Raw genomic sequence first — 20,048 nt, forward strand, 5'->3', positions numbered from 1 at the left:
GCTGCCCCGCCTCGGCTACGGATCTTGATCTCAGCCTATCGGGGCAGGTTGACGCTCCCGCCGCCTGCGACGCGGGGCTTCAAGGCCGCTGCTTTCCAGGGAACAGCGGATCAGCAGGCCCGCCACCAGCAGGCTGGAGAGCAGCGAGTTGCCGCCGTAGCTGATCATCGGCAGCGGCAGACCGGTGGTGGGCATGGCGCCGCTGGCCACGGCGATGTTGAGAATCGACTGGCCCACCAGCAGGGTGGTGCAACCGATCGCCACCAGCCGTTGCTGGTTGCTGCGGCAGCTCAGGGCAACGCGGAGCCCCACGAAACCGAACAGCAGCAGAAACAGCAGCAAGACCACTGATCCCACATAGCCGAATTCCTCGGCGAATACCGCGAAGATGAAATCAGTGGATTGAATCGGCAGGTACTGCAGCTTCTGGGTGGAGAGACCGTAGCCCTCGCCCAGCACCCCGCCTGAGCCGATCGCCATCAGGCTTTGCACCAGCTGATACCCATCGCCCTGGGCATCTTTCCAGGGATCCAGGAAGGAGGTGACGCGAAGCCGTTGGTACTCGTTCACCAGGATGCTGGCGGTGCCCACCAGGCCTCCTGCAGCAGCGGCACCGACCAGCAGCTGCAGCGAAAGGCCACCTGCCAGGGCGATCAACCAGAGCAGCAGGCCCAGCAGGGCAGCGGTGCTGAGGTTGGGCTGCTTGAGGATCAGGAGGATCAGGACTCCGAAGACTCCGATCCAGAGCAGCTTCTGATCGGCCCCGATGCGGCGCCAGTGCGAGAAAAGGGCGGCGCCCTGGAGCACCACGAAGGGTTTGACCAGTTCCGAGGGCTGAATCTGGAGAGGCCCGATCACCAGCCAGCGGCTGGCCCCGTTCACCGTGCTGCCCACGACCAGCGTGGCGGCGATCAGCAGACCACCGATCAGCAGGGCCGGAGCGGCCAGTCGCAGCCAGCGGCGCAGGTTGGTGCAGATGCCGAGGTACAGAAGCCCCCAGCTGGCCACCATCCAGATCACCTGGCGTTTGACATAGAAGGCGCCGTCTCCCATTTCCCGTTCTGCAACCCACCAGCTGGCCGAGGTGAGCACCAACACTCCCACCAGACTCCAGAGGGCCACCAAACCAAGCACCAGACGCGCTTCCGCTGGCCACTGGGACCATGGCAGGGGGAGCAACCCGCGTGGGCCGATCCGAGTGGCGGCAGCACTTGGAAGGGAGCTGCCGCCACTGCCACCCTCGCCGCTGCTGCGGCGGGATGCTCTGGAACGGGAACCGGTCAACGTTTCAGCGATGCAGGATCCCCATTCAGCCGGGCCACCCCCCGGTTTGTCGAGAGCATGACTACAGATCTGTCCATCAAAGCCGTTCCTGGACCATGAAAAAAGCCCGGCATTGGCCGGGCTGAGGCTGAGTGAAAGGGATGGTGCCGGTCCTGGTGTTCAGTTGCCGACGTTCTGCTGACGACGACCGGTGGCCAGTTCGACCTTCAGAATCTTGCCCCCCTGCTTCATGATTCGCTGCTGTTCAGCGAACCAGCTCTCGAAGGGCACCCACTTGGTGAAGTAGGTGTTCTGCAGTTCCCTTTGACTGCGTGCCTTTTCGGGGCAGGGGATGCAGGCTGTGATCTTGAACAGACGCATGGGGGATCCTCGCGAGGGTGTTCCGCAGCAGGGATCAGTTACCCAGGCCGGAGCTGATGTAGTCGAAGTACACGCCCATTTCACGGCCGGCGTCGGGACCCACCAGTGCAGCAGTGGATTCCTTCATGGCCTGAATGGCCTGGACGGTGGCTCCGATGGGCACACCCAGGGAGTTGTAGGTCTCCTTCAGTCCATTGAGAACGCGCTCATCCAGAATGGAGGTGTCACCGGCCAGCATGGCGTAGGTGGCGTAGCGCAGGTAGTAATCCATGTCGCGGATGCAGGCTGCATACCGACGGCAGGTGTACATGTTGCCACCCGGACGGGTGATGTCCGAATAGAGCAGCGATTTAGCGACGGCTTCCTTGATGATGCCGGAGGCGTTGGCGCTGATGGTGGCGGCGGCACGGACGCGCAGCTCACCGCTGGCGTAGTACTGCTCCAGGCGGCCCATGGAGGAGCCGTCAAGGTAAAGCCCCTGGACGTCAGCTTGGTTGATGACGTTGGTGATCGCGTCTTGCATGAATCCTGAGTGTGAAGCGGTGGATGAAGGACGGATGCAGCCTCAGGAGAGGGCGCCGACGACATAGTCGAAGTAGGTGCCAGCTTCTTCGGCATCGGAGCCCGTCAGCATGCTGGCGGCGACGGCCTTCATCTCGCGCACGGATTCCGCCATGGCATCGAGGGGGACGCCCAGGGACCGATACATTTCACGGGCGCCGATGATGCCGATTTCTTCAATCGGTGTGACATCACCCGCGATGATTCCGTAGGTCACCAGGCGCAGGTAGTAATCCATGTCGCGCAGGCAGGAGGCGGTCATCTCCTCGCCATAGGCGCTTCCGCCAGGGGAGATGCAGTCGGGGCGCTTTTGGAAAAGCTGGCCGCCGGCCTGCTTGACAATGCGCTCACGGCTCTCGCTGAGGACCTGGGCTACGCGTAGACGACGCTGACCGCCGCCTACAAAAGCCTTGATCTGGTCGAGTTCGCCAGGGCTGAGGTAGCGGGCTTCGGCGTCCGCGTTGATGATCGAGTTGGAGACGATGCTCATGCAGTTCTGCCTCGAAACAAGCGGTCGCCTGAGAGGAGACCGGTATCCGGTGGGTGGGTTGGGAGTCCACACGGCAGAAATTCAGGGCAGACCGGGTTCAGGGGCCTTGCTGGTCTGAGATTCGCAGCCATGTGGGTGCGGCCAGATTGCCTGACCGCCCGCTCATTCTGCGGCAAGCCTCCCAGTGTTTCCGGGTCCCGGTAACAGTTCTTCACGGCGGCTTGATTTCGCAGATCCCTTGGCCCGTAAGGGCTTTCGGCGGAGTTGTTGATATGCGTGTGTGCATGGATGTGTTTCTTCTCGACAGCAATCTGGCTTGAATTCGTCATCGCATGCTCTTCCCTTTTTCAAGGGCACAGAAAAGCCCACCCCCTGCAAGGGGTGGGCCAACTGGTCTTTGCCTCCTGGTCCGCTCGTCTGGTCGGTCTGCCCCGGTTCCCTCCTGTGCAAAAGGCGCTTCTGATGAAACGAGAAAAAGGGCAGGGGCCGAGAGCCGATCTCAGTAGTGAGGAGGCTCGCTCAGATCGCCCCTTTCGGCGCTGGAGTCAGGCCGGCATTGCCGGCATAGAGGGCTGCCGTGCGGTTCACGGTCTCCAGCGGGATGCCGTCACTGGTGTCCAATCCTCGGATGTAGGGCACCGTGTCGCGACCGAACGCCTGGGCGTAATGGTCGCTGGAGAGCAGAGCCTCCACAGCGCTGAGCAGACCACTGCGCACTCGGGTAGCCAGGAAACGACTGGATTCCTCGGGCTGGGCGGCGCGGCCCAGCAGAGCCAGGTGCGCGGCCGCGGCAGCTCGGAGCGGGGCCATGCGGTTGAGCCGATCCAGGAACAGGCTGCTGGAGGCGATCTGGCCGACAAAATCGGCGACGCTCAGCTGGCCATCCCGCAACTGGGATTCCGCATCCCCAAGCCGTTCGGCAGAGAAGGGAACACGATTGAGCAATTGCCGGTAGCTGGCCTCAATCACCTGCTGCAGCTTGTCTTCGCTGCGCAGGCTGGTCAGCACCACAGGCATGCCGAGGCTTTGGCGACGGCCGTACCCCTGGGGACGGCCAGGGCGCAGGGCCTGTCGCATCGCCGCACCGGGCTGGCGTGCGGGCGAAGCCACCAGCGTGGTGGACACCGTGGCAGACCAGCTCGGACCTCCAACGCTTGGTGTCCCCAGGGGTTTGACGGGGCCGGGGACGACGCCGCTGCGCCAGGGCATCGGGACACCACCGCCGGGCTGCCAACGTGGCTGGCTCCAGCGACGGGTGGGTTCCGGATCCTTGCGGATGCTTTCAGGGCCTTCGACCACACGGCTGCTGGCCATGCTTTCACCGCCGGCCACAGTGGCGCTCCAGCCACCGACGATCACCTGGCGGCGACCGGGCAGGTTGCGAGGCACCAGATCGCCCACGGTCTGCAGGCGCTGGGGCTGTGCCACGTCAGGGCGCCTGGCCAGCGTGAGATCAGCCACCGCGGCAGCATTGAAGGCTCGCCTGAGGGCCGGAACACGGCGAGCATTGACATCGGCCGCTGTGATGAAGCGTTCGTAGGGAACGGTGTCTTCACCAAAGCTCTGGCTGTATTCAGGGGAATTGATCATGGCGTCGACAACGCCGTAGAAACCCTTGCGAGCGGCCGTGTCGAAGTAGGCGTTGATCTCCCAGCGGCCGAAGGTGGGCCGGCCGAGGATGCGGCGATGCATCACCTCAATGGCCTTGGTGATGTAGAGCCCGCTCCAGTAACGGCGCCGGAACGCATCCGAGCGGGCCACCTGGCGAATGAACTCGCGCAGGCTGATGTCACCGTTTTCGAGCTTGATCTCCTCCACCTTGGTGGACTCACCGGCATAGCCCGTGGTCCCGAGGATCTGGACGTAGACCGCCCGGATCACGGCCTGGGTGCTGGATTCAGTGCCGCGGATGCTGGGCTGTCCACCGCGCAGGGGCACGGAATTGCCTCCGGTGGCGATCTGCTGCAGCCGCACCACCTTGGGCCCGACCCGACGAGGTTTGGCCTTGCGGAACTGAGGGCTGTCCATCTGACCAGGCTGGCTCATGCCATTGCCGATCAGGATGCGGCGCGCGTCATAACCATACGGAGCCGGACGCGTGGCCACGTTGGCCGTGCCGGACGGGAAGATGGCGCCGTAGTTGAGACCGAGCGGATCGTTACCACCGCCGTAGGCGTGTTGATCGCCGAAGGGCTGGCGGTAAGACGAGTAGAGGGTGATGTACTGCGGCGCTCCTTCAAACGGAGCGCTGAAGCGGAACAGCTTCCGGTTCGACCCCCAACCGGCGCTCTCCTGGGCTTCCTCGCCCAGATCGCGCAGGTAAGGCACGGTCTCTTCGCCGAAGACGCGGGCGTACTCCTGGGTATTGATCAGCGAATCGACCAGGCCGTTCAGACCCTGGGCACTGACGATGTCGAAGTAGCGGGTGAATTCCTCCTTGGAACTCAGGCCCCGGCCGAGGAAGTGGCGGAATGCCAGTTCAACCGCACGGCTGTTGGAGAAGCGGCCATAAAACTGCTGGCGATATTCCTTGCTGCGGCCCAGGGCACGGATGAATTCGCGCATCGAGATCTGGCCTTGCCGCACCTGGGTTGCTTCCACAGGGCAGACCACCTGGCTGTAACCCTTGACGATGTCGCGCTCAAACACCTGGCGGTAGGCGGCGCGAATCACCTCGGCTTTCTGGGCACCACTCATGCCGGGCTTCATGTTGAAGCGCTGCGCACCTTCGGCGGAGAGCGCATAGATGGCGGGCAGTTGCAGTCCCTGGTTCTCGGGGCTGCCGAGCCGTTGACGCGCCGAGGGCGTCGGCACCTCAAGCTCCTTGAGCAGCACGTTGAAGTAATCGATCACCAGCTGGCGGGCCTCCGGCTCGCCCTTGAACAGGCCGGCGGCGGCGGCTCGCATCTCCTGCAGGGCCACATTCGTGGCCGCCAGCGAACAGGCTTTCTCCAGGATGTCCCGCAGGCCGCGGGTGTTCACCGCCAGGATGCTGGGATCTCCGGCCACCACGGCATAGCCGACGTAACGCAGGAACCAGGCCATGTCACGGACCGACTTCTTCATCCGCTCGGTGCCGTAGACAGCCACCGAGATCGGGTTGAAACCGGTCGGCAGGATCACGCGCACGTCGGCGTCGCCGCCGGCGCCGTCGAGCAGCCGACGGATCAGGTTGCCTCGGCTGGCGGCGGCTCCGGCACCGGTGAAGGTCTGCACGGAACGCTGAAAAGCGGCCTGGTCGGCGGCGAGAGGGGTCTCGTCGCCTCCGCTGCTGAGGGGCGCATCCAGATAGGAGAGGGGCGTGCCGCCCGCAAAGATGCGGTTTGCGGCCTTGGCCACGATCGTCTGAGCATTGGCGGCGATGCGCCGGGCCACAGCCACGCGGGTCTGACCGCTCTGGAAGAAGGTGATCAGGCTGTCGAGTTCCCCGCCGTCGGGGAATCGGTCCTGCTGCTCCGCCTGACGGACGCTGGAGAGCGGCAGGGTGTCGTAGAGCTGGGGTGTGACCCTGGTGCTGCCGCTGCTGGCGGTCACGGTCATGAACGAGAGCGAGCCGGGCTGGGACAACTTACGGCTGGCCTTGCGGGCGTTCGGGAGCCCATGAACAAATGTTTGCAGCCCCGTGGTTCGACCCCATGGAGGGACGGATGTCCAGAGGCGCTCACGGCGCCCCTCCGGCCCGTGACGAACCCGATGCGATCCCTTCCGTCCGGGCTGGACGCCATGAAAAGCTCGGCCCCACCCCCCGGCTCTCCGCATGACCTCCGCAGGCTCGCCATCGGTTCCTCCGGCTGCCACCGATGCCGCTCCCGGTGCCAGCACCGATGCCGCCACCCCGGTGGTGAGTGCCTTCTATGACCGGTTTCCCTACCCGGGCGATCCGCTCCAGGACGGCCCGCCGCCTGGATACAACTGGCGTTGGTGTGTCAACGCGGCTTATGCGGCCTGTACCGGGGCCCTGCCCGCTGCGGCTGCGGGCGGGCGACCGCTGCGGCTGCTGGACGCCGGATGCGGCACGGGTGTCAGCACCGATTACCTGGCCCATCTCAACCCCGGCTCCGAGATCCTGGCGGTGGACATCTCCAGCGGTGCCCTGGCCGTGGCCCGCGAGCGGCTGCGTCGCTCCGGCGGCGGCGAGCGTTCCCAGGTGCGGATCGAGAACCGCAGCCTGCTGGACCTGGCCGACGAAGGCAGCTTCGACTACATCAATTCCGTGGGGGTGCTGCACCATCTGCGCCAGCCGGCGGCAGGCCTGGCGGCCCTGGCCTCACGGCTCAAGCCCGGGGGGCTCCTGCACCTGTTTCTCTATGCCGATGGCGGACGCTGGGAGATCCACCGCACCCAGCGCGCCCTCGGCCTGCTGGGTGCGGGCAGCGGCGCCGACGGACTGAGGCTCGGCCGGCAGCTGTTCGCCGACCTGCCTGCCTCCAATCGCCTGCGCCGCCATCACGAGCAGCGCTGGGCCATGGACACGGCCGCCGATGCCAACTTCGCCGACATGTACCTGCACCCGCAGGAGACCAGTTACGACCTGGATCGTCTCTTCGCCTTCGTGGCCTCGGCGGATCTGACTTTCGCCGGCTTCTCCAATCCGGCCGTCTGGGATCCGGCCAGGCTGCTGCAGGGCGAGTTGCTCGAGCGAGCCCGTGCCCTGAGTGAACGGCAGCAATGGCAACTGGTGCAGGAGCTGGATCCCGACATCAGCCACTTTGAGTTCTTTCTCTCCAAGGGGCCGATCCTCCGACCGGACTGGTCCGATGACACGGTTCTGCTGCAAGCCCGCGGCGTGCGCAACCCGTGCCTCTGGGGCTGGCCTGGTACCAGCCTGCTGGATTCGGACATGGCACCGCTTGACCTCTCGGAGGAGGGTGTTCTGCTGCTCCAGGCCCTTGAGGCGGCCGGTCCGGAGCAGCCCCTGGAGCGGTTGCTGCCGGACTGGTCCCGCGCCCAACTGCTGAGCACGGCCAGGCTGTTGCTGGAGCAGCGCCTGCTGCTGCTGCTGCCTGGCGACTGAGGCCCTCGTGATAGATTCCGCGCGCCATAACAGAGTTTCGGCGGGCTTGCAGGACTCACTGGATTCTCACCCTGAGACGGTGTCTCTTCACGACTCCGTCCCTCAGGACACGGATCCGGGACATCCCGCAGCCGGTGTCGAGGCCTCTGTTCTCACGTCCGATGCCCCGGAGGCCAAGGCTTCCAACGGAATGGACGATTACGCGCGGCTTCGGCAGCGCCTGATCCTGGCCACGCTGCTCGTTTCGGCAGTGGCTGTTGTGATCACCTCTCTCCGCTTTGATCTGGCCACTGCCGGCAGTCTGCTGGTAGGCGCCATGGCCGGCTTGCTTTACCTGCGGCTTCTTGCTCGCAGTGTTGAGCGAGTCGGGAATGGATCGAAGTCTGTGGGCAAGTTTCAGCTTCTGGTGCCTGTGGTGCTTGTGCTCGCTGCGGCGCGCCTGCCCGAGTTGCAGTTGCTGCCTGCCCTGATCGGCTTTCTGCTCTACAAGCCGGCCATTCTTCTGAATGCTGTCTTCGACAGCTGAAGATCATGACCGAACTAGCTCAAGCCTGACGGCTCCGCCGTCGTTTTCCGAAACGCCGCCTGCGCGGCACCGAAACCCACCAGCCAGATGGTCGCCTTACCACTTGTTCTCCCTTTCGCCGAACTGGAGGTTGGTCAACACCTCTATTGGCAGCTGGGGAATTTCAAGATCCACGGTCAGGTTTTCCTGAGCTCCTGGGTCGTGATCGGCGCGCTGCTGGCCCTCGTGGTTGCCGGAACCCGCAAGCTCAGCCGCGATCCCCAGGGAACCCAGAACCTGCTGGAGTTCCTGTGGGACTACATCCGCGATCTCACCCGCGAGCAGATCGGTGAAAAGGCTTACCGCGATTGGCTTCCCTTCATCGGCACCCTCTTTCTGTTTATCTTCGTGAGCAACTGGGGTGGTGCGTTGGTCCCCTGGAAGCTGATCCATCTGCCCAGTGGTGAGCTCGGCGCCCCAACGGCGGACATCAACACCACGATCGCCCTGGCTCTGCTGGTCTCACTGGCCTACTTCTATGCAGGCCTTAGCCGCAAGGGTTTCCGGTACTTCGAGTACTACGTGGAGCCGACTCCGATCATGCTCCCGTTCAAGATCGTCGAGGACTTCACCAAGCCCCTCAGCCTTTCGTTCCGTTTGTTCGGCAACATCCTGGCTGATGAACTGGTGGTTGCGGTGCTCGCTTTTCTTGTGCCGCTGGTCGTTCCTCTGCCGGCCATGTTCCTGGGCTTGTTCACCAGTGCGATTCAGGCCTTGATCTTCGCCACCCTCGCCGCTTATTACATCGGCGAGGCTGTTCACGAAGAGCATCACTGAAGCTCCCTCGGCCTGGATTGAGCGCACGGCAACGTGCCGCTCCTTTCAGCCGATCTGCTAAATCTCCTGCTCGCAGGTCCGGTTGCAGTCCGGGCCCGTCTCCAAGGAGGAGACGTCCGCTGGCGACAGGTTCAACCAGCGCTACCCCAGCGCTCCACATCCCCCCTTCCACCATGGATTCCATCACCTCCGCTGCGTCCGTCGTGGCCGCTGGTCTCGCCGTCGGCCTTGGCGCCATCGGCCCCGGTATCGGTCAGGGCACCGCTGCCGGCGGCGCTGTCGAAGGCATCGCTCGTCAGCCTGAAGCTGAAGGCAAGATCCGCGGCACCCTGCTGCTTTCCCTGGCCTTCATGGAAGCTCTCACCATCTACGGCCTCGTGGTGGCCCTGGTGCTGCTGTTCGCCAACCCCTTCGCCGGCTGATCGGAACTGGATGTGATCCGAGGTCCCTGGAACCGATGGTTTCCTGGGCCTCGTCCGCATCGTTGTCCGTTCGCTCCGCGTTCTCCCTCCGGTTTTTCTCCGGACGTCCGCTCGCCACTCCCGCCCCATGACCAGCTGGCTTCTGCTTGCCGAAGCAGGTGCACCCGAAGGAGGTCTGTTCGACCTCGACGCCACTCTGCCGCTGATGGCAGTGCAGATTGTCGTCCTCACCTTCATTCTCAATGCCCTGTTTTTCCGCCCGGTCGGTCGGGTCGTGGAAGAGCGAGAGGATTACATCAGTACCAGTCGTGCCGAGGCCAAGCAGAAGCTGGCCCAGGTGGAGCGTCTGGAGACTGAATTGAAGGAGCAGCTCAAGGAGGCCCGTCTCCACACCCAGAAGCTGATCCTCGACGCTGAACAGGAATCCGATCGCCTCTATCGCGACGCCCTGGCCACTGCGACGGCCGAAGCCAACGCATCGCGCGAACAGGCGCGTCGTGAGATTGATTCCCAGCGGGAATCGGCCATGACACAGCTTCAGGGAGATGCCGACCAACTCGGTGATCTGATCGTCGAACGTCTGCTGGCTGCCACCAAATGAATCTTCCCCTTCCCCTGGTGATGGCTTCGGAGGGAGGCTTCGGCCTCAACTTCAACATCTTCGAATCCAACATCATCAACCTGGCGATCGTGATCGCCTGCCTCTGGAAGTTCCTCCCCAGCTTCCTCGGTGGCATCCTTGAGCGCCGTCGGGCCCTCATCCTTTCTGATCTCAAGGACGCAGAGGAGCGCCTGGCCAAGGCCACGGCCTCGCTTGCCACGGCCCAGCAGGATCTTGGTCAGGCCCAGAAGAAGGCCGATCAGATCCGCGCTGAAGGCAAGGAGCGTGCCCAGTCGATCCGCCTCGAGATCGAGAAGCGCACCATCGAGGACATGGCGCGGATCAAGCAGAGCTCCAGCAATGATCTCGAGTCCGAAGCGGCCAGGGTCACCACCCTGCTGCGACGCCAGGCCGCCCAGCTGGCCATTGACAAGGCCCTCTCAAGCCTTCCTGGCAAGCTCGATGACCAGGCCCAGGCCCGTTTCATCGAGCAGGCCATCCAATCGATGGGTAACGCCTGATGCCGCTGCTCAACTCCATCACCACGCCCTACGCAGAAGCCTTCCTGCAGGTGGCGGAAGCCCACAACGAACTGGAACAGGTTGTGGACCAGGCCCGTCAGATCCTGGCGCTCTGGAATGAATCCGATGATCTGCGCCAGGCGTTGACCTCGCCGGTCATCGAGATCGAAGCCAAGAAGGGTGCCCTCCAGGCTCTGTTCGCGGAGCAGGTGACGCCCACCTTTCTGAATCTTCTCAAGCTGTTGGCTGATCGCCAGCGCATCGAAGTTCTGGATGCAGTGCTGGAGCGTCTGCTTGACCTCTACCGCCAGCAGAACGGGATCGCCCTGGCGACGGTCACCTCGGCCACCACGTTGGCTGCCGAGCAGCTGGCCCAGATCACCAGCAGGATCAAAACCGTGGCGGCCACCGAGCAGGTTGAGGTCGTCCAGAAGGTCGATCCCGCTCTGATCGGCGGCTTCACCGTCAGTGTCGGTTCGCAGGTGATCGACGCCAGCCTGTCCGGACAGGTTCGTCGCCTCGGTCTGGCCCTGGCCAAGGTGAGCTAGCTCCCCCCGTTTCTCCTTCCGCCTTTTTCCCCTCGTGTCCCCTGCCGGGGATTTCCACCCATGGTTTCCATCCGCCCCGACGAGATCAGCGCGATCCTCAAGCAGCAGATCGAGGACTACGACAAATCCGTCTCGGTCAGCAACGTCGGAACCGTTCTGCAGGTTGGTGACGGGATTTCCCGCGTCTACGGCCTCCAACAGGTGATGGCCGGCGAGTTGGTGGAATTTGAGGACGGCACCGAAGGCATTGCCCTCAACTTGGAGGACGACAATGTCGGCGTTGTGCTGATGGGCGAGGGGCTCGGCATCCGCGAAGGCAGCACGGTGAAGGCCACCGGCAAGATCGCCGCAGTACCCGTCGGCGAGGCGATGCTGGGTCGGGTGGTGAACTCCCTGGGTCAGCCTATCGACGGCAAGGGTGAGATCGCCACCACCGAGACCCGTCTGATCGAATCGATGGCGCCTGGGATCATCCAGCGCAAGTCGGTGCATGAGCCCATGCAGACCGGCATCACAGCCATCGATGCCATGATCCCGATCGGTCGTGGCCAGCGTGAGCTGATCATCGGCGACCGTCAGACCGGCAAGACGGCGATCGGCATTGACACGATCATCAACCAGAAGGGTCAGGACGTCGTCTGCGTCTATGTGGCGATCGGCCAGAAGGCCGCCTCCGTCGCCAACGTGGTTGAGGTTTTGCGCGAGAAGGGCGCCCTGGATTACACCATCGTGGTAGCGGCCAGCGCCTCTGAAGCAGCAGCTCTTCAGTACCTGGCTCCCTACACCGGCGCGGCCCTGGCCGAGTCGTTCATGTACAAGGGCAAGGCCACCCTGGTGATCTATGACGACCTCACCAAGCAGGCCCAGGCCTATCGCCAGATGTCGCTGCTGCTGCGTCGTCCCCCCGGTCGTGAGGCTTATCCCGGCGACGTCTTCTACTGCCACAGCCGTCTGCTGGAGCGCGCCGCCAAGCTGAGTGATGCCATGGGCAAGGGCAGCATGACCGCCCTGCCGATCATCGAGACCCAGGCCGGCGACGTGTCTGCCTACATCCCAACCAACGTGATCTCGATCACGGATGGTCAGGTGTTCCTCAGCTCCGACCTGTTCAACTCCGGTCTGCGGCCCGCCATCAATGTGGGCATCTCCGTGAGCCGGGTGGGTGGAGCCGCCCAGACCAAGGCCATCAAGAAGATCGCCGGCACCCTGAAGCTGGAGCTGGCTCAGTTCGACGAACTGGCTGCCTTCTCCCAGTTCGCCTCGGATCTCGACGCCGCCACCCAGAAGCAACTGGCTCGCGGTAAGCGGCTGCGCGAGATCCTCAAGCAACCCCAGTTCAGCCCCCTGATCCTGGCTGAACAGGTCGCGGTGGTCTACGCCGGCGTCAAGGGTCTGATCGACGAGGTTCCGGTGGAATCGGTGGTGCAGTTCTGCCGTGAACTGCGCGAGTATCTCAAGACCAACAAGCCCGAGTACATCTCCAAGATCCAGACCGAGAAGCAGCTCAGCGACGAAGCTGAAGCCATGCTCAAGGATGCGATCAACGAGGTCAAATCGTCCATGCTCGCCACCGTCTGAGGAGGGCGTACTGATGGCTAATCTCAAGGAAATCCGCGACCGCATCAGTTCGGTCAAGAACACGCGCAAGATCACCGAGGCCATGCGTCTCGTGGCGGCCGCCAAAGTGCGGCGTGCCCAGGAGCAGGTGTTGCGTAGCCGTCCGTTTGCTGATCGCCTGGCACGGGTGCTGGAGAATCTTCAGTCGCGCATGCGCTTCGAGGATGCCGATTCGCCCCTGCTCGAATCCCGCGATCTGCGTACAATCACGCTGTTGTCTGTGACGGGTGACCGTGGTCTCTGCGGTGGCTACAACGCCAACATCATCAAACGCACCGAGCAACGCTTCGCTGAGCTCAAGCAGCAGGGTTACAGCGTGGATCTGGTGCTGATCGGCCGTAAGGCGATCACCTACTTCCAGAACCGCAGCTACCCGATCCGGGCCACCTTCACCGGTCTCGAGCAGGTTCCCAACGCCAGCGAAGCCGGTGGTATCGCAACTGAAGTACTGGCTGAGTTTCTCTCTGCCAGTACCGACAGGGTCGAGATCATCTTCACCAAGTTCATCAACCTGGTCAGTTCCAAGCCCGTGGTGCAGACCCTGTTGCCACTGGATCCCCAGGGAATCGCCACCCCCGAGGACGAGATCTTCCGTCTCACCACCCGCGAGGGTCGCCTGACCGTGGCTGTGGATGCCGGCGGTGTTGCCAACGATCAGCCCGAGATCCCCTCGGACATCGTCTTCGACCAGAGCCCGGAGCAGTTGCTCAATGCCCTGCTGCCTCTGTATCTGGAGAATCAGTTGCTCCGCTCCCTGCAGGAGGCGGCGGCGTCTGAGCTGGCCAGCCGGATGACGGCCATGAACAACGCCAGCGACAACGCCAAGGCCCTCGCCAAGAGCCTGACGCTGGATTACAACAAAGCCCGCCAGGCGGCGATCACCCAGGAGATCCTCGAGGTGGTCGGTGGCTCCGTGGCGATGGCCTGATCTGTTGACGGCCAGATCAGTTGCCTTCTGAGCGGAGATCTTCTCTCGGCTCGTTGGCACCTGCAGGCCCGCATTCGTTGTCCCGCAACTGCTGTTCAGCTGGCCGTTTCCGAATCTCGGAAACGGCTTTTTGAGCGATGTTTTTGTGCCCGGAGGCTTTCTGTGCCCGTCTGTTTGCAGTCCGAACGTGGGGCTTGGCAGGATCCGGGCGTGTGCGACAGGTCTCGTTGATGAGGGAGCACGGTGGTGTGGCTTCAGGATCTGGCCCTCATGCTGGATCCCCACAACATGGGGCGACCCCACTGGGAGGCCTGGAGATCCAAGCCCTCTTCCCCACGGCGCTCGGTCAGGTGCAGCGAGCGGTCGATCCGCTCGACACGGCTCTGCAGATTCAGGCGATCTGTGAGCTGCGCGGTGAGTCTGCCTCCAACCCCGATCCCGGCTGCGCCTGGACCGGAGACCTCAATGGGGTGTGGCAGTTGCACCGCCACCCGGTCTTTGCGCCGCTGGTGGCGGAGATCGCAGCCCATGCCCAGACCTATCTCGGCGCCCTGGGCTTCTGCGATTCCGCGGTGGCGCTGCATCTGCAGCGCTGTTGGCCGGTGGTGAGCGAGACCGGGCAGGTGGTGGGCCGCCATCACCATCCCAATGCACACCTCAGTGCTGTGTATTACCTCAATGGCGATGGCAGTGGCCGGCATGGCTGTCTGCGTCTCTTCCCGGTCCGCCAGGTGAACGAGTTGGTGCCCGGCCTGGCGGTGGGCCATGGCGGCCCGATCGGCGTCGCCTCTCCCTTCAATGCGGCCTGGCTGGATGTGGCGCCGCGAGCCGGTCTGCTGCTGCTGTTCCCCTCCTGCCTGGATCACGCCGTGCTGGAGAACCACGAGCCCGACGATCACCGCTTTTCGATCAGTCTTGATTTTGTGCTCACCGCACCGCCCGCCGCGCCTGGCTCCAGGCCGCCGGAGTACCTGGCGCCCCATCCCAGCCAGTGGCAGGCCATCGGGGAAGATGGGCTGCGCGCCTGACCGTCCGATCCCGCTCGTGTCCGATTCCTCCAGCTTCAGCGTCACCGCCGAGATCGACGGCACGCGACACAGTTTTCCGTGCCGATCCGACCAGACCGTGCTGGCCGCGGCTGAAGCAGCGGGCGTGCCCTTGCCCAGTTCCTGCTGTTCGGGGGTGTGCACCACCTGTGCAGCCCTGCTCCGCAGCGGCCGTGTGCACCAGCCCGATGCCATGGGGGTGAAGATGGAGCTGCAGGAGCAGGGCTATGCCCTGTTGTGTGTGTCATTCCCCCGCAGTGACCTCGATCTGCTCGCCGGCCAGGAAGATGCGCTCTACGAGCTTCAGTTCGGTCAGTTTCAGAAGTGAGTGCTGCGCCCATGCGCCTCGAGCCACTGGAGTTGTGGCTGAAGCCCGCGCCCGGTGCTCTGCTGCCACAGATCCGGGCCGCCCTGGCCGACCAACCCGGCGGCGCCGAGCCCCTGCGCTGGGCGATCACGGCGGTGGATCCTGATCGGGGGCTGAGGGTCGAAGGGGTTTGGCTGTTGAGCACCAAACCGCCGTGTTGAGCGGCTGTGCGGCGCCGCCGCTGCCCACCCTTCTGGTGATCCCCACCGGCGTGGGCTGTGCCGTGGGCGGCTACGCGGGCGATGGCCTGCCGGCGGCCCGGCTGCTCGCCGCCGCCAGTGGCTGCCTGATCACCCATCCCAACGTGATGAACGCGGCGGCGCTCTACTGGAGCGATCCACGGCTGCACTACGTGGAGGGCTGGAGCCTGAATCGCTTCGCTGCCGGTGAGCTGGCCCTGGCGCCGGTCCCGTCGCGGCGGGTGGGTCTGCTGCTGGATGCCGGCATCGAGGAGCCCCTGCGTCAGCGCCATCTGCAGGCGGCCGATGCCTGCCGCGCCAGCCTTGGCCTGGCGATCGGCCCGGTGCGCACCACCGAGGCACCGCTGCACGTGAGCCTGTCGCTTGGCCCCAGTGGTGCCAGCTGGGGCAGCCTGGTGCGCCCGGATCTGCTGCTGCGGGCGGGAGAGCAGCTGGTGGCGGCCGGGGCCACGGCGATCGCCGTGGTGGCCCGTTTCCCCGATGAGCCCGAGAGTGAGGCCCTGGCGGCCTACCGCCAGGGGGCGGGGGTCGACGGGCTGGCCGGTGCCGAGGCCGTGATCAGCCATCTGCTCAGTCGTCATCTGGGTTGCCCCTGCGCCCACGCTCCGGCCCTGGCGCCGCTGCCGCTCGATCCCAGCCTTGATCCGCGGGCCGCGGCGGAGGAGCTGGGCCACACCTTCCTGCCCTGCGTTCTGGTGGGCCTGAGCCGGGCCCCCGATCTGGTGAGCGAACCGGCTGCCTCCAGGGCGGCCGGCCTGATCCGCTCCGGAGACATCGGTGCCGTGGTGGCGCCGGCGGCGGCCCTGGGGGGAGAGGCCGTGCTGGCCTGCGCGGAGCGGGGAGTGCCGCTGATCGCCGTGCGCGGCAATCCCTGTGTGCTGGCGGTCGACGGGGCGGCGCTGGGCCTTGAGGTGCTGGAGGTGACGACCTACGCCGAAGCGGCTGGTCTGGTGCTGGCTCTGCGGGAGGGGATCGACCCTGCCAGCCTGCGCCGGCCCCTGGGGCGCCTCGCTTGAACGGAGCTCAGCGCAGACAGGCCATCGGGTGGCGCGGCGACACCCCCAGGGCCTTGGCCACTCCCGGATGGCAGACGGCCCCATTGACGGTGTTCAGACCCGAGAGCAGCTCGGGCCGGTCGGTGACCGCCTCGGCCAGCCCGCGGCCCGCCATCACCAGGATGTAGGGCAGGGTGACACTCACCAGGGCTTCGGTGGAGGTGAAAGGCACCGCGCCGGGCATGTTGCCCACGGCGTAGTGCTGCACGCCATGGATCGTCACCACCGGTTCGGTGTGGGTGGTCTCGCGGCTGGTGGCAATGCAGCCCCCCTGATCGATCGCCACGTCCACGATCACCGAGCCGGCCTTCATGCGCTGGACCAGGTCTTCCTCCACCAGGGTGGGGGCCCGGCCGCCGGGGGTGAGCACGGCGCCGATCAGCAGGTCCGCCCCCGGCACCAACCGCTCAATCAGGCCGCGGCTGCTCACCAGGCTCACCAGGCGGCCCTTGCGGTCGGCCTCCAGCCGGCGCAGGCGCTGGGGCGAGTGATCCAGCAGGAACACCTCCGCATCCATCGCCGCCGCCAGCCGTGCCGCATGCCAGCCCACCGTTCCGGCCCCCAGCACCACCACCCGCGCCGGCCGCACGCCGGTACAGCCGCCGATCAGCACGCCGCGGCCACCGTGGGGCTTTTCCAGCAGATGGGCGCCCACCTGGGCGGCGATGCGCCCGGCGATCTCGCTCATGGGCGCCAGCAGCGGCAGGCTGCCGTCTTCGAGCTGCACGGTTTCGTAGGCCACCGCGGTGGTACCGGCCTCCAGCAGGGCCTCGCCCACCTCGGGATAGGCGGCCAGATGGAGGTAGGTGAACAGCACCAGGTCGCTGCGCAGATAGCGAAACTCCTCCGGTTGCGGTTCTTTCACCTTCACCACCAGATGGGCGCCCCAGGCGTCCTCGCAGCTCACCAGAAGGGCCCCGGCCGCGGCGTAGTCATCGTCGGCGATGCCGGCGCCGAGCCCGGCGCCCTCCTGCACCCGCACCTCCATGCCCTGGCCCACCAGCTCGCGCACCCCATCAGGACTGAGCGCCACCCGCTGCTCGTCCTGCTTGATTTCCGTAGGCACGCCGATGCTGGCCATCGGGGCCGTCAGGCCGGGTGCTGTCATGGACCACTGCAGGGCTTGCACCAGATTGGCGGGGCCGGGGCGGAACTGCCACGCATTCGTGACGGGATCAGCGTGCGGCGATCGGCATCCGCCAACCGCTGCCGAAGGCCCGAGCGCTCACTTTCAGCAGTGGTGCAGCCTGGCGCCGCTTGAATTCGGCCAGACGCAGCAGCCGATGCACCCGTTCGGCCAGGGCGGCATCGGTGCCGGCAGCGATCAGCTGCTCGGGGGTGCGCAGCTCCTCGATGTAGGCCTTCAGCAGCGGATCGAGCACGGCGTAGTCCGGCAGGGAGTCGCTGTCGCGCTGGTCGGGCCGCAGCTCGGCGCTGGGGGGCTTGTCGCGGATGGCCCTGCCCACCAGCTCGCCGCACTCGGGCAGGCCCAGATCACGGCGGCAGGGGCCTGCGGCGGGGCTGTCCAGCCAGGCGCACAGGGCAAACACGGTGCTCTTGTAGAGATCGCCGATCACGGCCAGGCCGCCGTTCATGTCGCCGTAGAGGGTGCAATAGCCCACCGCCAGTTCGGATTTGTTGCCGGTGGAGAGCAGCAGCCGGCCCTCCTGGTTGGCCAGGGCCATCAGCAGCGTGCCGCGGATGCGGGATTGCAGGTTCTCCGCCGTGATCCCGCGAGGGGCTTCTCCCAGCGCTGGGGTCAGCACCGTGTCGAAGCTGTCCATCAGCGCAGCGATCGGCAGGGTGCTGCTGGGCAGGTGCAGCCGTTCGATCAGGGCTGTGGCGTCGCTGAGGGACCCGGCGGAGCTCCAGGGGGAGGGCATCCGCAGCACCCGCACCTGCTCGGGGCCGAGGGCCGCGGCGGCGATCACTGCCACCAGGGCCGAATCGATGCCGCCGCTCAGGCCCAGCAGCGCCCGCTGGAAGCCGCACTTGCCGGCATAGTCGCGCACCCCCAGCACCAGCACGCGGAAGATCTGCTCCAGCCGCTCGGGCAACGGCGCGATGGCGCTGGCCTGGTCGCGAGCGGCGTCCCAGAAACCGAGGGCTTCACGGGCGCAGGGCAGGCGAGCCACCAGCGTCCCTTCGCCATCCACCACGAAGCTGACGCCGTCGAACACCAGTTCGTCGTTGCCGCCCACCTGGTTCACGTACACCACCGGGCAGCCCAGGCGCCTGGCGGCGCGCGAGGCCAGGGTTTGCCGCAGGGCCACCTTCTCCTGGCCGAAGGGGGAGGCCGAGAGGTTGAGCAACAGATCGAGCCGATGCGGCAGCAGTGCCGCGATCGGATCCGCGCCGGCGAGGCGGTGGCCCTGCAGCTGCTCGTCCACCCAGAGGTCTTCGCAGATCGTCAGCCCAAGGCGCCACGGGCGGCCGCTGCGCACCAGCTCCAGCACGGCGGCGCTGGTGCCGCTGCGGAAATAGCGCTGCTCGTCAAAGACGTCGTAGGTGGGCAGCAGCCGTTTGCGGGCCACGAAGCGCCACTGGCCCGGCTCCACAAGGGCCAGGCTGTTGTAGAGGCCCGGCACCCCTGCATCCTCCACCGGTTCCACCACCCCCACCAGCACCGCCAGCTCCGCGGGCAGTGAGGCGGCGAGTCGGTCGAGCTCTTCGCCCTGGCGCTGCACGAGGCTGGCGCGCAGCAGCAGGTCGCGGGGCGGATAGCCCCAGAGCGAGAGTTCCGGCGTCAGCACCAGTTCGGCGCCAGCGCTCGCCGCCTCCCGGCAGGCCGTCAGGATGCGGGCGCCGTTGCCTCGCAGGTCGCCCACCAGGGGATCGATCTGGGCCAGAGCAAGACGCATCGGCAGCGGGAACGGCGTGAGGGGAAGGGAAGGAGGCGGAAGTGGTCGCAGTCGACTCAAGCTGCTGCATCTGCAGCCCAATCAGGCTGGTGCATCTGCAGCCCGATCAGGCTGCATCAGCCGATTCGGCCTGCCGCAGGACCACCCCCTTGGAAGCCGTACAGATTGTGCTGCAGCAGCAGGGGGTGCAGCTCCGGCGGAACCTGGGCCGGATCGGGGCAGCGGCGCACCGCTGAGCTGGCCGTGGCGGGAATCTCCAGAGGCAGCAGCTCCAGCTCCGCCCCCAGCTCTCGCAGCGCCTGCTGCTGCTCCGCCGTGAGCGGCCAACCCCGGCGCGGGGCGATCGCCAGGCGGCAGCGGCGCAGGATCGCATCGGCGGCTTTCCAGCTGGGGATCTGGGGAGCCAGATCGCTCCCCACCACAAACACCAGTTCGTGCTGGGGCCACTGCCGGGCGGCGCGCTCCAGGGTTTCGATCGTCCAGGGGCTGCTGAGCTCCTGCCGGTGGTGCAGCCGCGGATCGCCGATCGCTGCCACCAGGGCCTCCAGCAGGGCTGCCCGCATGGGCAGCGGGGCCGCATGGTGCTTGAGGGGATTGTCACTGGCCCAGGTCGCCACCTCTGGGTAGAGGGTCAGCAGCCCCTCGAGCAGGGCGCGGTGGCCGAGGGTGGGTGGATCGGCGCTGGTGCCGAACAGGGCAACGGCGGGCATCGGTGGCCGGCTCAGGGCAGCAGGCTGGCAGGCCGCGGTGGCAGGGCGACGGGAGCCTGCTGCCAGCTGGCCAACCAGCGGCGCACTTCCGGATCCTGGCCGCAGAGGCGCTGCAGCAGGG

General features: G+C 65.8%; 21 protein-coding genes. 13 read left to right on the forward strand and 8 right to left on the reverse strand.

The features are described from left to right. Positions 1–30: 30 nt before the first annotated feature. From VB777_RS11555 to VB777_RS11575, 5 genes are all read right to left on the reverse strand, one after another. A complete protein-coding gene (locus VB777_RS11555; RefSeq protein WP_231605678.1) occupies positions 31–1,194 on the reverse strand; it encodes an FtsW/RodA/SpoVE family cell cycle protein in 1,164 nt (387 codons plus the stop codon). A gap of 249 nt (positions 1,195–1,443) precedes the next feature. Beyond that, entirely contained in the window at positions 1,444–1,644 is a 201-nt protein-coding gene (locus VB777_RS11560) for a phycobilisome linker polypeptide (protein ID WP_197156848.1), read from the reverse strand. 34 nt (positions 1,645–1,678) lie between these two features. Then, positions 1,679–2,167 (reverse strand): allophycocyanin subunit beta, encoded by a 489-nt coding sequence (gene apcB / locus VB777_RS11565; protein WP_197156846.1) that lies wholly within the window; start codon positions 2,165–2,167, stop codon positions 1,679–1,681. A gap of 42 nt (positions 2,168–2,209) precedes the next feature. Beyond that, positions 2,210–2,695, reverse strand: coding sequence for an allophycocyanin (locus VB777_RS11570; RefSeq protein ID WP_197156845.1), 486 nt, complete (start codon positions 2,693–2,695; stop codon positions 2,210–2,212). Between the two features lie 519 nt (positions 2,696–3,214). Then, the gene (locus VB777_RS11575) at positions 3,215–6,235 is read right to left on the reverse strand and encodes a phycobilisome rod-core linker polypeptide (protein ID WP_323249092.1); all 3,021 of its coding nucleotides are present in this window, start codon (positions 6,233–6,235) and stop codon (positions 3,215–3,217) included. 217 nt (positions 6,236–6,452) lie between these two features. Here VB777_RS11575 and VB777_RS11580 point away from each other — a divergent pair, with 217 nt between their 5' ends. From VB777_RS11580 to VB777_RS11640, 13 genes are all read left to right on the forward strand, one after another. Then, entirely contained in the window at positions 6,453–7,709 is a 1,257-nt protein-coding gene (locus VB777_RS11580) for a class I SAM-dependent methyltransferase (protein WP_323249094.1), read from the forward strand. Positions 7,710–7,788: 79 nt separating this feature from the next. Beyond that, positions 7,789–8,235 (forward strand): ATP synthase, encoded by a 447-nt coding sequence (locus VB777_RS11585; protein ID WP_231598006.1) that lies wholly within the window; start codon positions 7,789–7,791, stop codon positions 8,233–8,235. Between the two features lie 87 nt (positions 8,236–8,322). Further along, entirely contained in the window at positions 8,323–9,051 is a 729-nt protein-coding gene (atpB, locus tag VB777_RS11590) for a F0F1 ATP synthase subunit A (protein WP_197156839.1), read from the forward strand. Between the two features lie 173 nt (positions 9,052–9,224). Continuing rightward, entirely contained in the window at positions 9,225–9,473 is a 249-nt protein-coding gene (gene atpE, locus VB777_RS11595) for an ATP synthase F0 subunit C (protein ID WP_010315318.1), read from the forward strand. A 127-nt stretch (positions 9,474–9,600) separates the two neighbouring features. After that, complete coding sequence (locus VB777_RS11600; protein ID WP_197170598.1) at positions 9,601–10,074, forward strand: F0F1 ATP synthase subunit B'; 474 nt, start codon at positions 9,601–9,603, stop codon at positions 10,072–10,074. Continuing rightward, on the forward strand, positions 10,071–10,595 hold the full coding sequence (locus VB777_RS11605; protein ID WP_197170597.1) for a F0F1 ATP synthase subunit B: 525 nt from the start codon (positions 10,071–10,073) through the stop codon (positions 10,593–10,595). The genes VB777_RS11600 and VB777_RS11605 overlap by 4 nt, the downstream gene beginning before the upstream one ends. Further along, entirely contained in the window at positions 10,595–11,143 is a 549-nt protein-coding gene (gene atpH, locus VB777_RS11610) for an ATP synthase F1 subunit delta (RefSeq protein WP_197170596.1), read from the forward strand. The genes VB777_RS11605 and atpH overlap by 1 nt, the downstream gene beginning before the upstream one ends. A 60-nt stretch (positions 11,144–11,203) precedes the next feature. Then, a complete protein-coding gene (gene atpA, locus VB777_RS11615; protein WP_197156831.1) occupies positions 11,204–12,721 on the forward strand; it encodes a F0F1 ATP synthase subunit alpha in 1,518 nt (505 codons plus the stop codon). A gap of 13 nt (positions 12,722–12,734) precedes the next feature. After that, entirely contained in the window at positions 12,735–13,688 is a 954-nt protein-coding gene (locus VB777_RS11620; RefSeq protein ID WP_197156829.1) for a F0F1 ATP synthase subunit gamma, read from the forward strand. Positions 13,689–14,038: 350 nt separating this feature from the next. Continuing rightward, positions 14,039–14,716 carry a putative 2OG-Fe(II) oxygenase gene (locus VB777_RS11625; protein ID WP_370594779.1) on the forward strand — a complete coding sequence of 226 codons (678 nt, stop codon included), beginning with the start codon at positions 14,039–14,041 and terminating at the stop codon, positions 14,714–14,716. Then, on the forward strand, positions 14,700–15,062 hold the full coding sequence (locus tag VB777_RS11630; protein WP_197156826.1) for a 2Fe-2S iron-sulfur cluster-binding protein: 363 nt from the start codon (positions 14,700–14,702) through the stop codon (positions 15,060–15,062). The genes VB777_RS11625 and VB777_RS11630 overlap by 17 nt, the downstream gene beginning before the upstream one ends. 11 nt (positions 15,063–15,073) lie before the next feature. Continuing rightward, positions 15,074–15,262, forward strand: a complete 189-nt coding sequence (locus VB777_RS11635) for a hypothetical protein (protein WP_322758421.1) — start codon at positions 15,074–15,076, stop codon at positions 15,260–15,262. After that, positions 15,256–16,317, forward strand: coding sequence for a DUF3326 domain-containing protein (locus VB777_RS11640; RefSeq protein WP_323249101.1), 1,062 nt, complete (start codon positions 15,256–15,258; stop codon positions 16,315–16,317). Before VB777_RS11635 ends, VB777_RS11640 begins: the two co-directional genes overlap by 7 nt. Positions 16,318–16,324: 7 nt before the next feature. Here the strand turns inward: VB777_RS11640 and ald are convergent, their stop codons facing one another. The 3 genes from ald to VB777_RS11655 all read right to left on the reverse strand — a co-directional run bounded on the left by ald (position 16,325) and on the right by VB777_RS11655 (position 19,927). Then, on the reverse strand, positions 16,325–17,464 hold the full coding sequence (ald, locus tag VB777_RS11645) for an alanine dehydrogenase (protein WP_197156822.1): 1,140 nt from the start codon (positions 17,462–17,464) through the stop codon (positions 16,325–16,327). Between the two features lie 67 nt (positions 17,465–17,531). After that, positions 17,532–19,217: an NAD+ synthase gene (locus VB777_RS11650; RefSeq protein WP_197156820.1), complete on the reverse strand. Its 1,686-nt coding sequence runs from the start codon at positions 19,215–19,217 to the stop codon at positions 17,532–17,534. Between the two features lie 116 nt (positions 19,218–19,333). After that, on the reverse strand, positions 19,334–19,927 hold the full coding sequence (locus tag VB777_RS11655) for a nicotinate-nucleotide adenylyltransferase (protein ID WP_197156819.1): 594 nt from the start codon (positions 19,925–19,927) through the stop codon (positions 19,334–19,336). Between the last annotated feature and the right edge of the window lie 121 nt (positions 19,928–20,048).

This window comes from Synechococcus sp. CCY9202 (genome assembly GCF_034931685.1).
Lineage (GTDB): Bacteria > Cyanobacteriota > Cyanobacteriia > PCC-6307 > Cyanobiaceae > CBW1002.

Excerpts from the sequence above, each read along its gene's own strand:
- VB777_RS11560 (WP_197156848.1), bottom strand. The coding sequence starts at position 1,644 with ATGCGTCTGTTCAAGATCACAGCCTGCATCCCCTGCCCCGAAAAGGCA.
- apcB (WP_197156846.1), bottom strand. The coding sequence starts at position 2,167 with ATGCAAGACGCGATCACCAACGTCATCAACCAAGCTGACGTCCAGGGG.
- VB777_RS11570 (WP_197156845.1), bottom strand. The coding sequence starts at position 2,695 with ATGAGCATCGTCTCCAACTCGATCATCAACGCGGACGCCGAAGCCCGC.
- VB777_RS11575 (WP_323249092.1), bottom strand. The coding sequence starts at position 6,235 with ATGACCGTGACCGCCAGCAGCGGCAGCACCAGGGTCACACCCCAGCTC.
- VB777_RS11580 (WP_323249094.1), top strand. The coding sequence starts at position 6,453 with ATGACCTCCGCAGGCTCGCCATCGGTTCCTCCGGCTGCCACCGATGCC.
- atpB (WP_197156839.1), top strand. The coding sequence starts at position 8,323 with ATGGTCGCCTTACCACTTGTTCTCCCTTTCGCCGAACTGGAGGTTGGT.
- atpE (WP_010315318.1), top strand. The coding sequence starts at position 9,225 with ATGGATTCCATCACCTCCGCTGCGTCCGTCGTGGCCGCTGGTCTCGCC.
- VB777_RS11600 (WP_197170598.1), top strand. The coding sequence starts at position 9,601 with ATGACCAGCTGGCTTCTGCTTGCCGAAGCAGGTGCACCCGAAGGAGGT.
- VB777_RS11605 (WP_197170597.1), top strand. The coding sequence starts at position 10,071 with ATGAATCTTCCCCTTCCCCTGGTGATGGCTTCGGAGGGAGGCTTCGGC.
- atpH (WP_197170596.1), top strand. The coding sequence starts at position 10,595 with ATGCCGCTGCTCAACTCCATCACCACGCCCTACGCAGAAGCCTTCCTG.
- atpA (WP_197156831.1), top strand. The coding sequence starts at position 11,204 with ATGGTTTCCATCCGCCCCGACGAGATCAGCGCGATCCTCAAGCAGCAG.
- VB777_RS11620 (WP_197156829.1), top strand. The coding sequence starts at position 12,735 with ATGGCTAATCTCAAGGAAATCCGCGACCGCATCAGTTCGGTCAAGAAC.
- VB777_RS11630 (WP_197156826.1), top strand. The coding sequence starts at position 14,700 with ATGGGCTGCGCGCCTGACCGTCCGATCCCGCTCGTGTCCGATTCCTCC.
- VB777_RS11635 (WP_322758421.1), top strand. The coding sequence starts at position 15,074 with ATGCGCCTCGAGCCACTGGAGTTGTGGCTGAAGCCCGCGCCCGGTGCT.
- ald (WP_197156822.1), bottom strand. The coding sequence starts at position 17,464 with ATGACAGCACCCGGCCTGACGGCCCCGATGGCCAGCATCGGCGTGCCT.
- VB777_RS11650 (WP_197156820.1), bottom strand. The coding sequence starts at position 19,217 with ATGCGTCTTGCTCTGGCCCAGATCGATCCCCTGGTGGGCGACCTGCGA.
- VB777_RS11655 (WP_197156819.1), bottom strand. The coding sequence starts at position 19,927 with ATGCCCGCCGTTGCCCTGTTCGGCACCAGCGCCGATCCACCCACCCTC.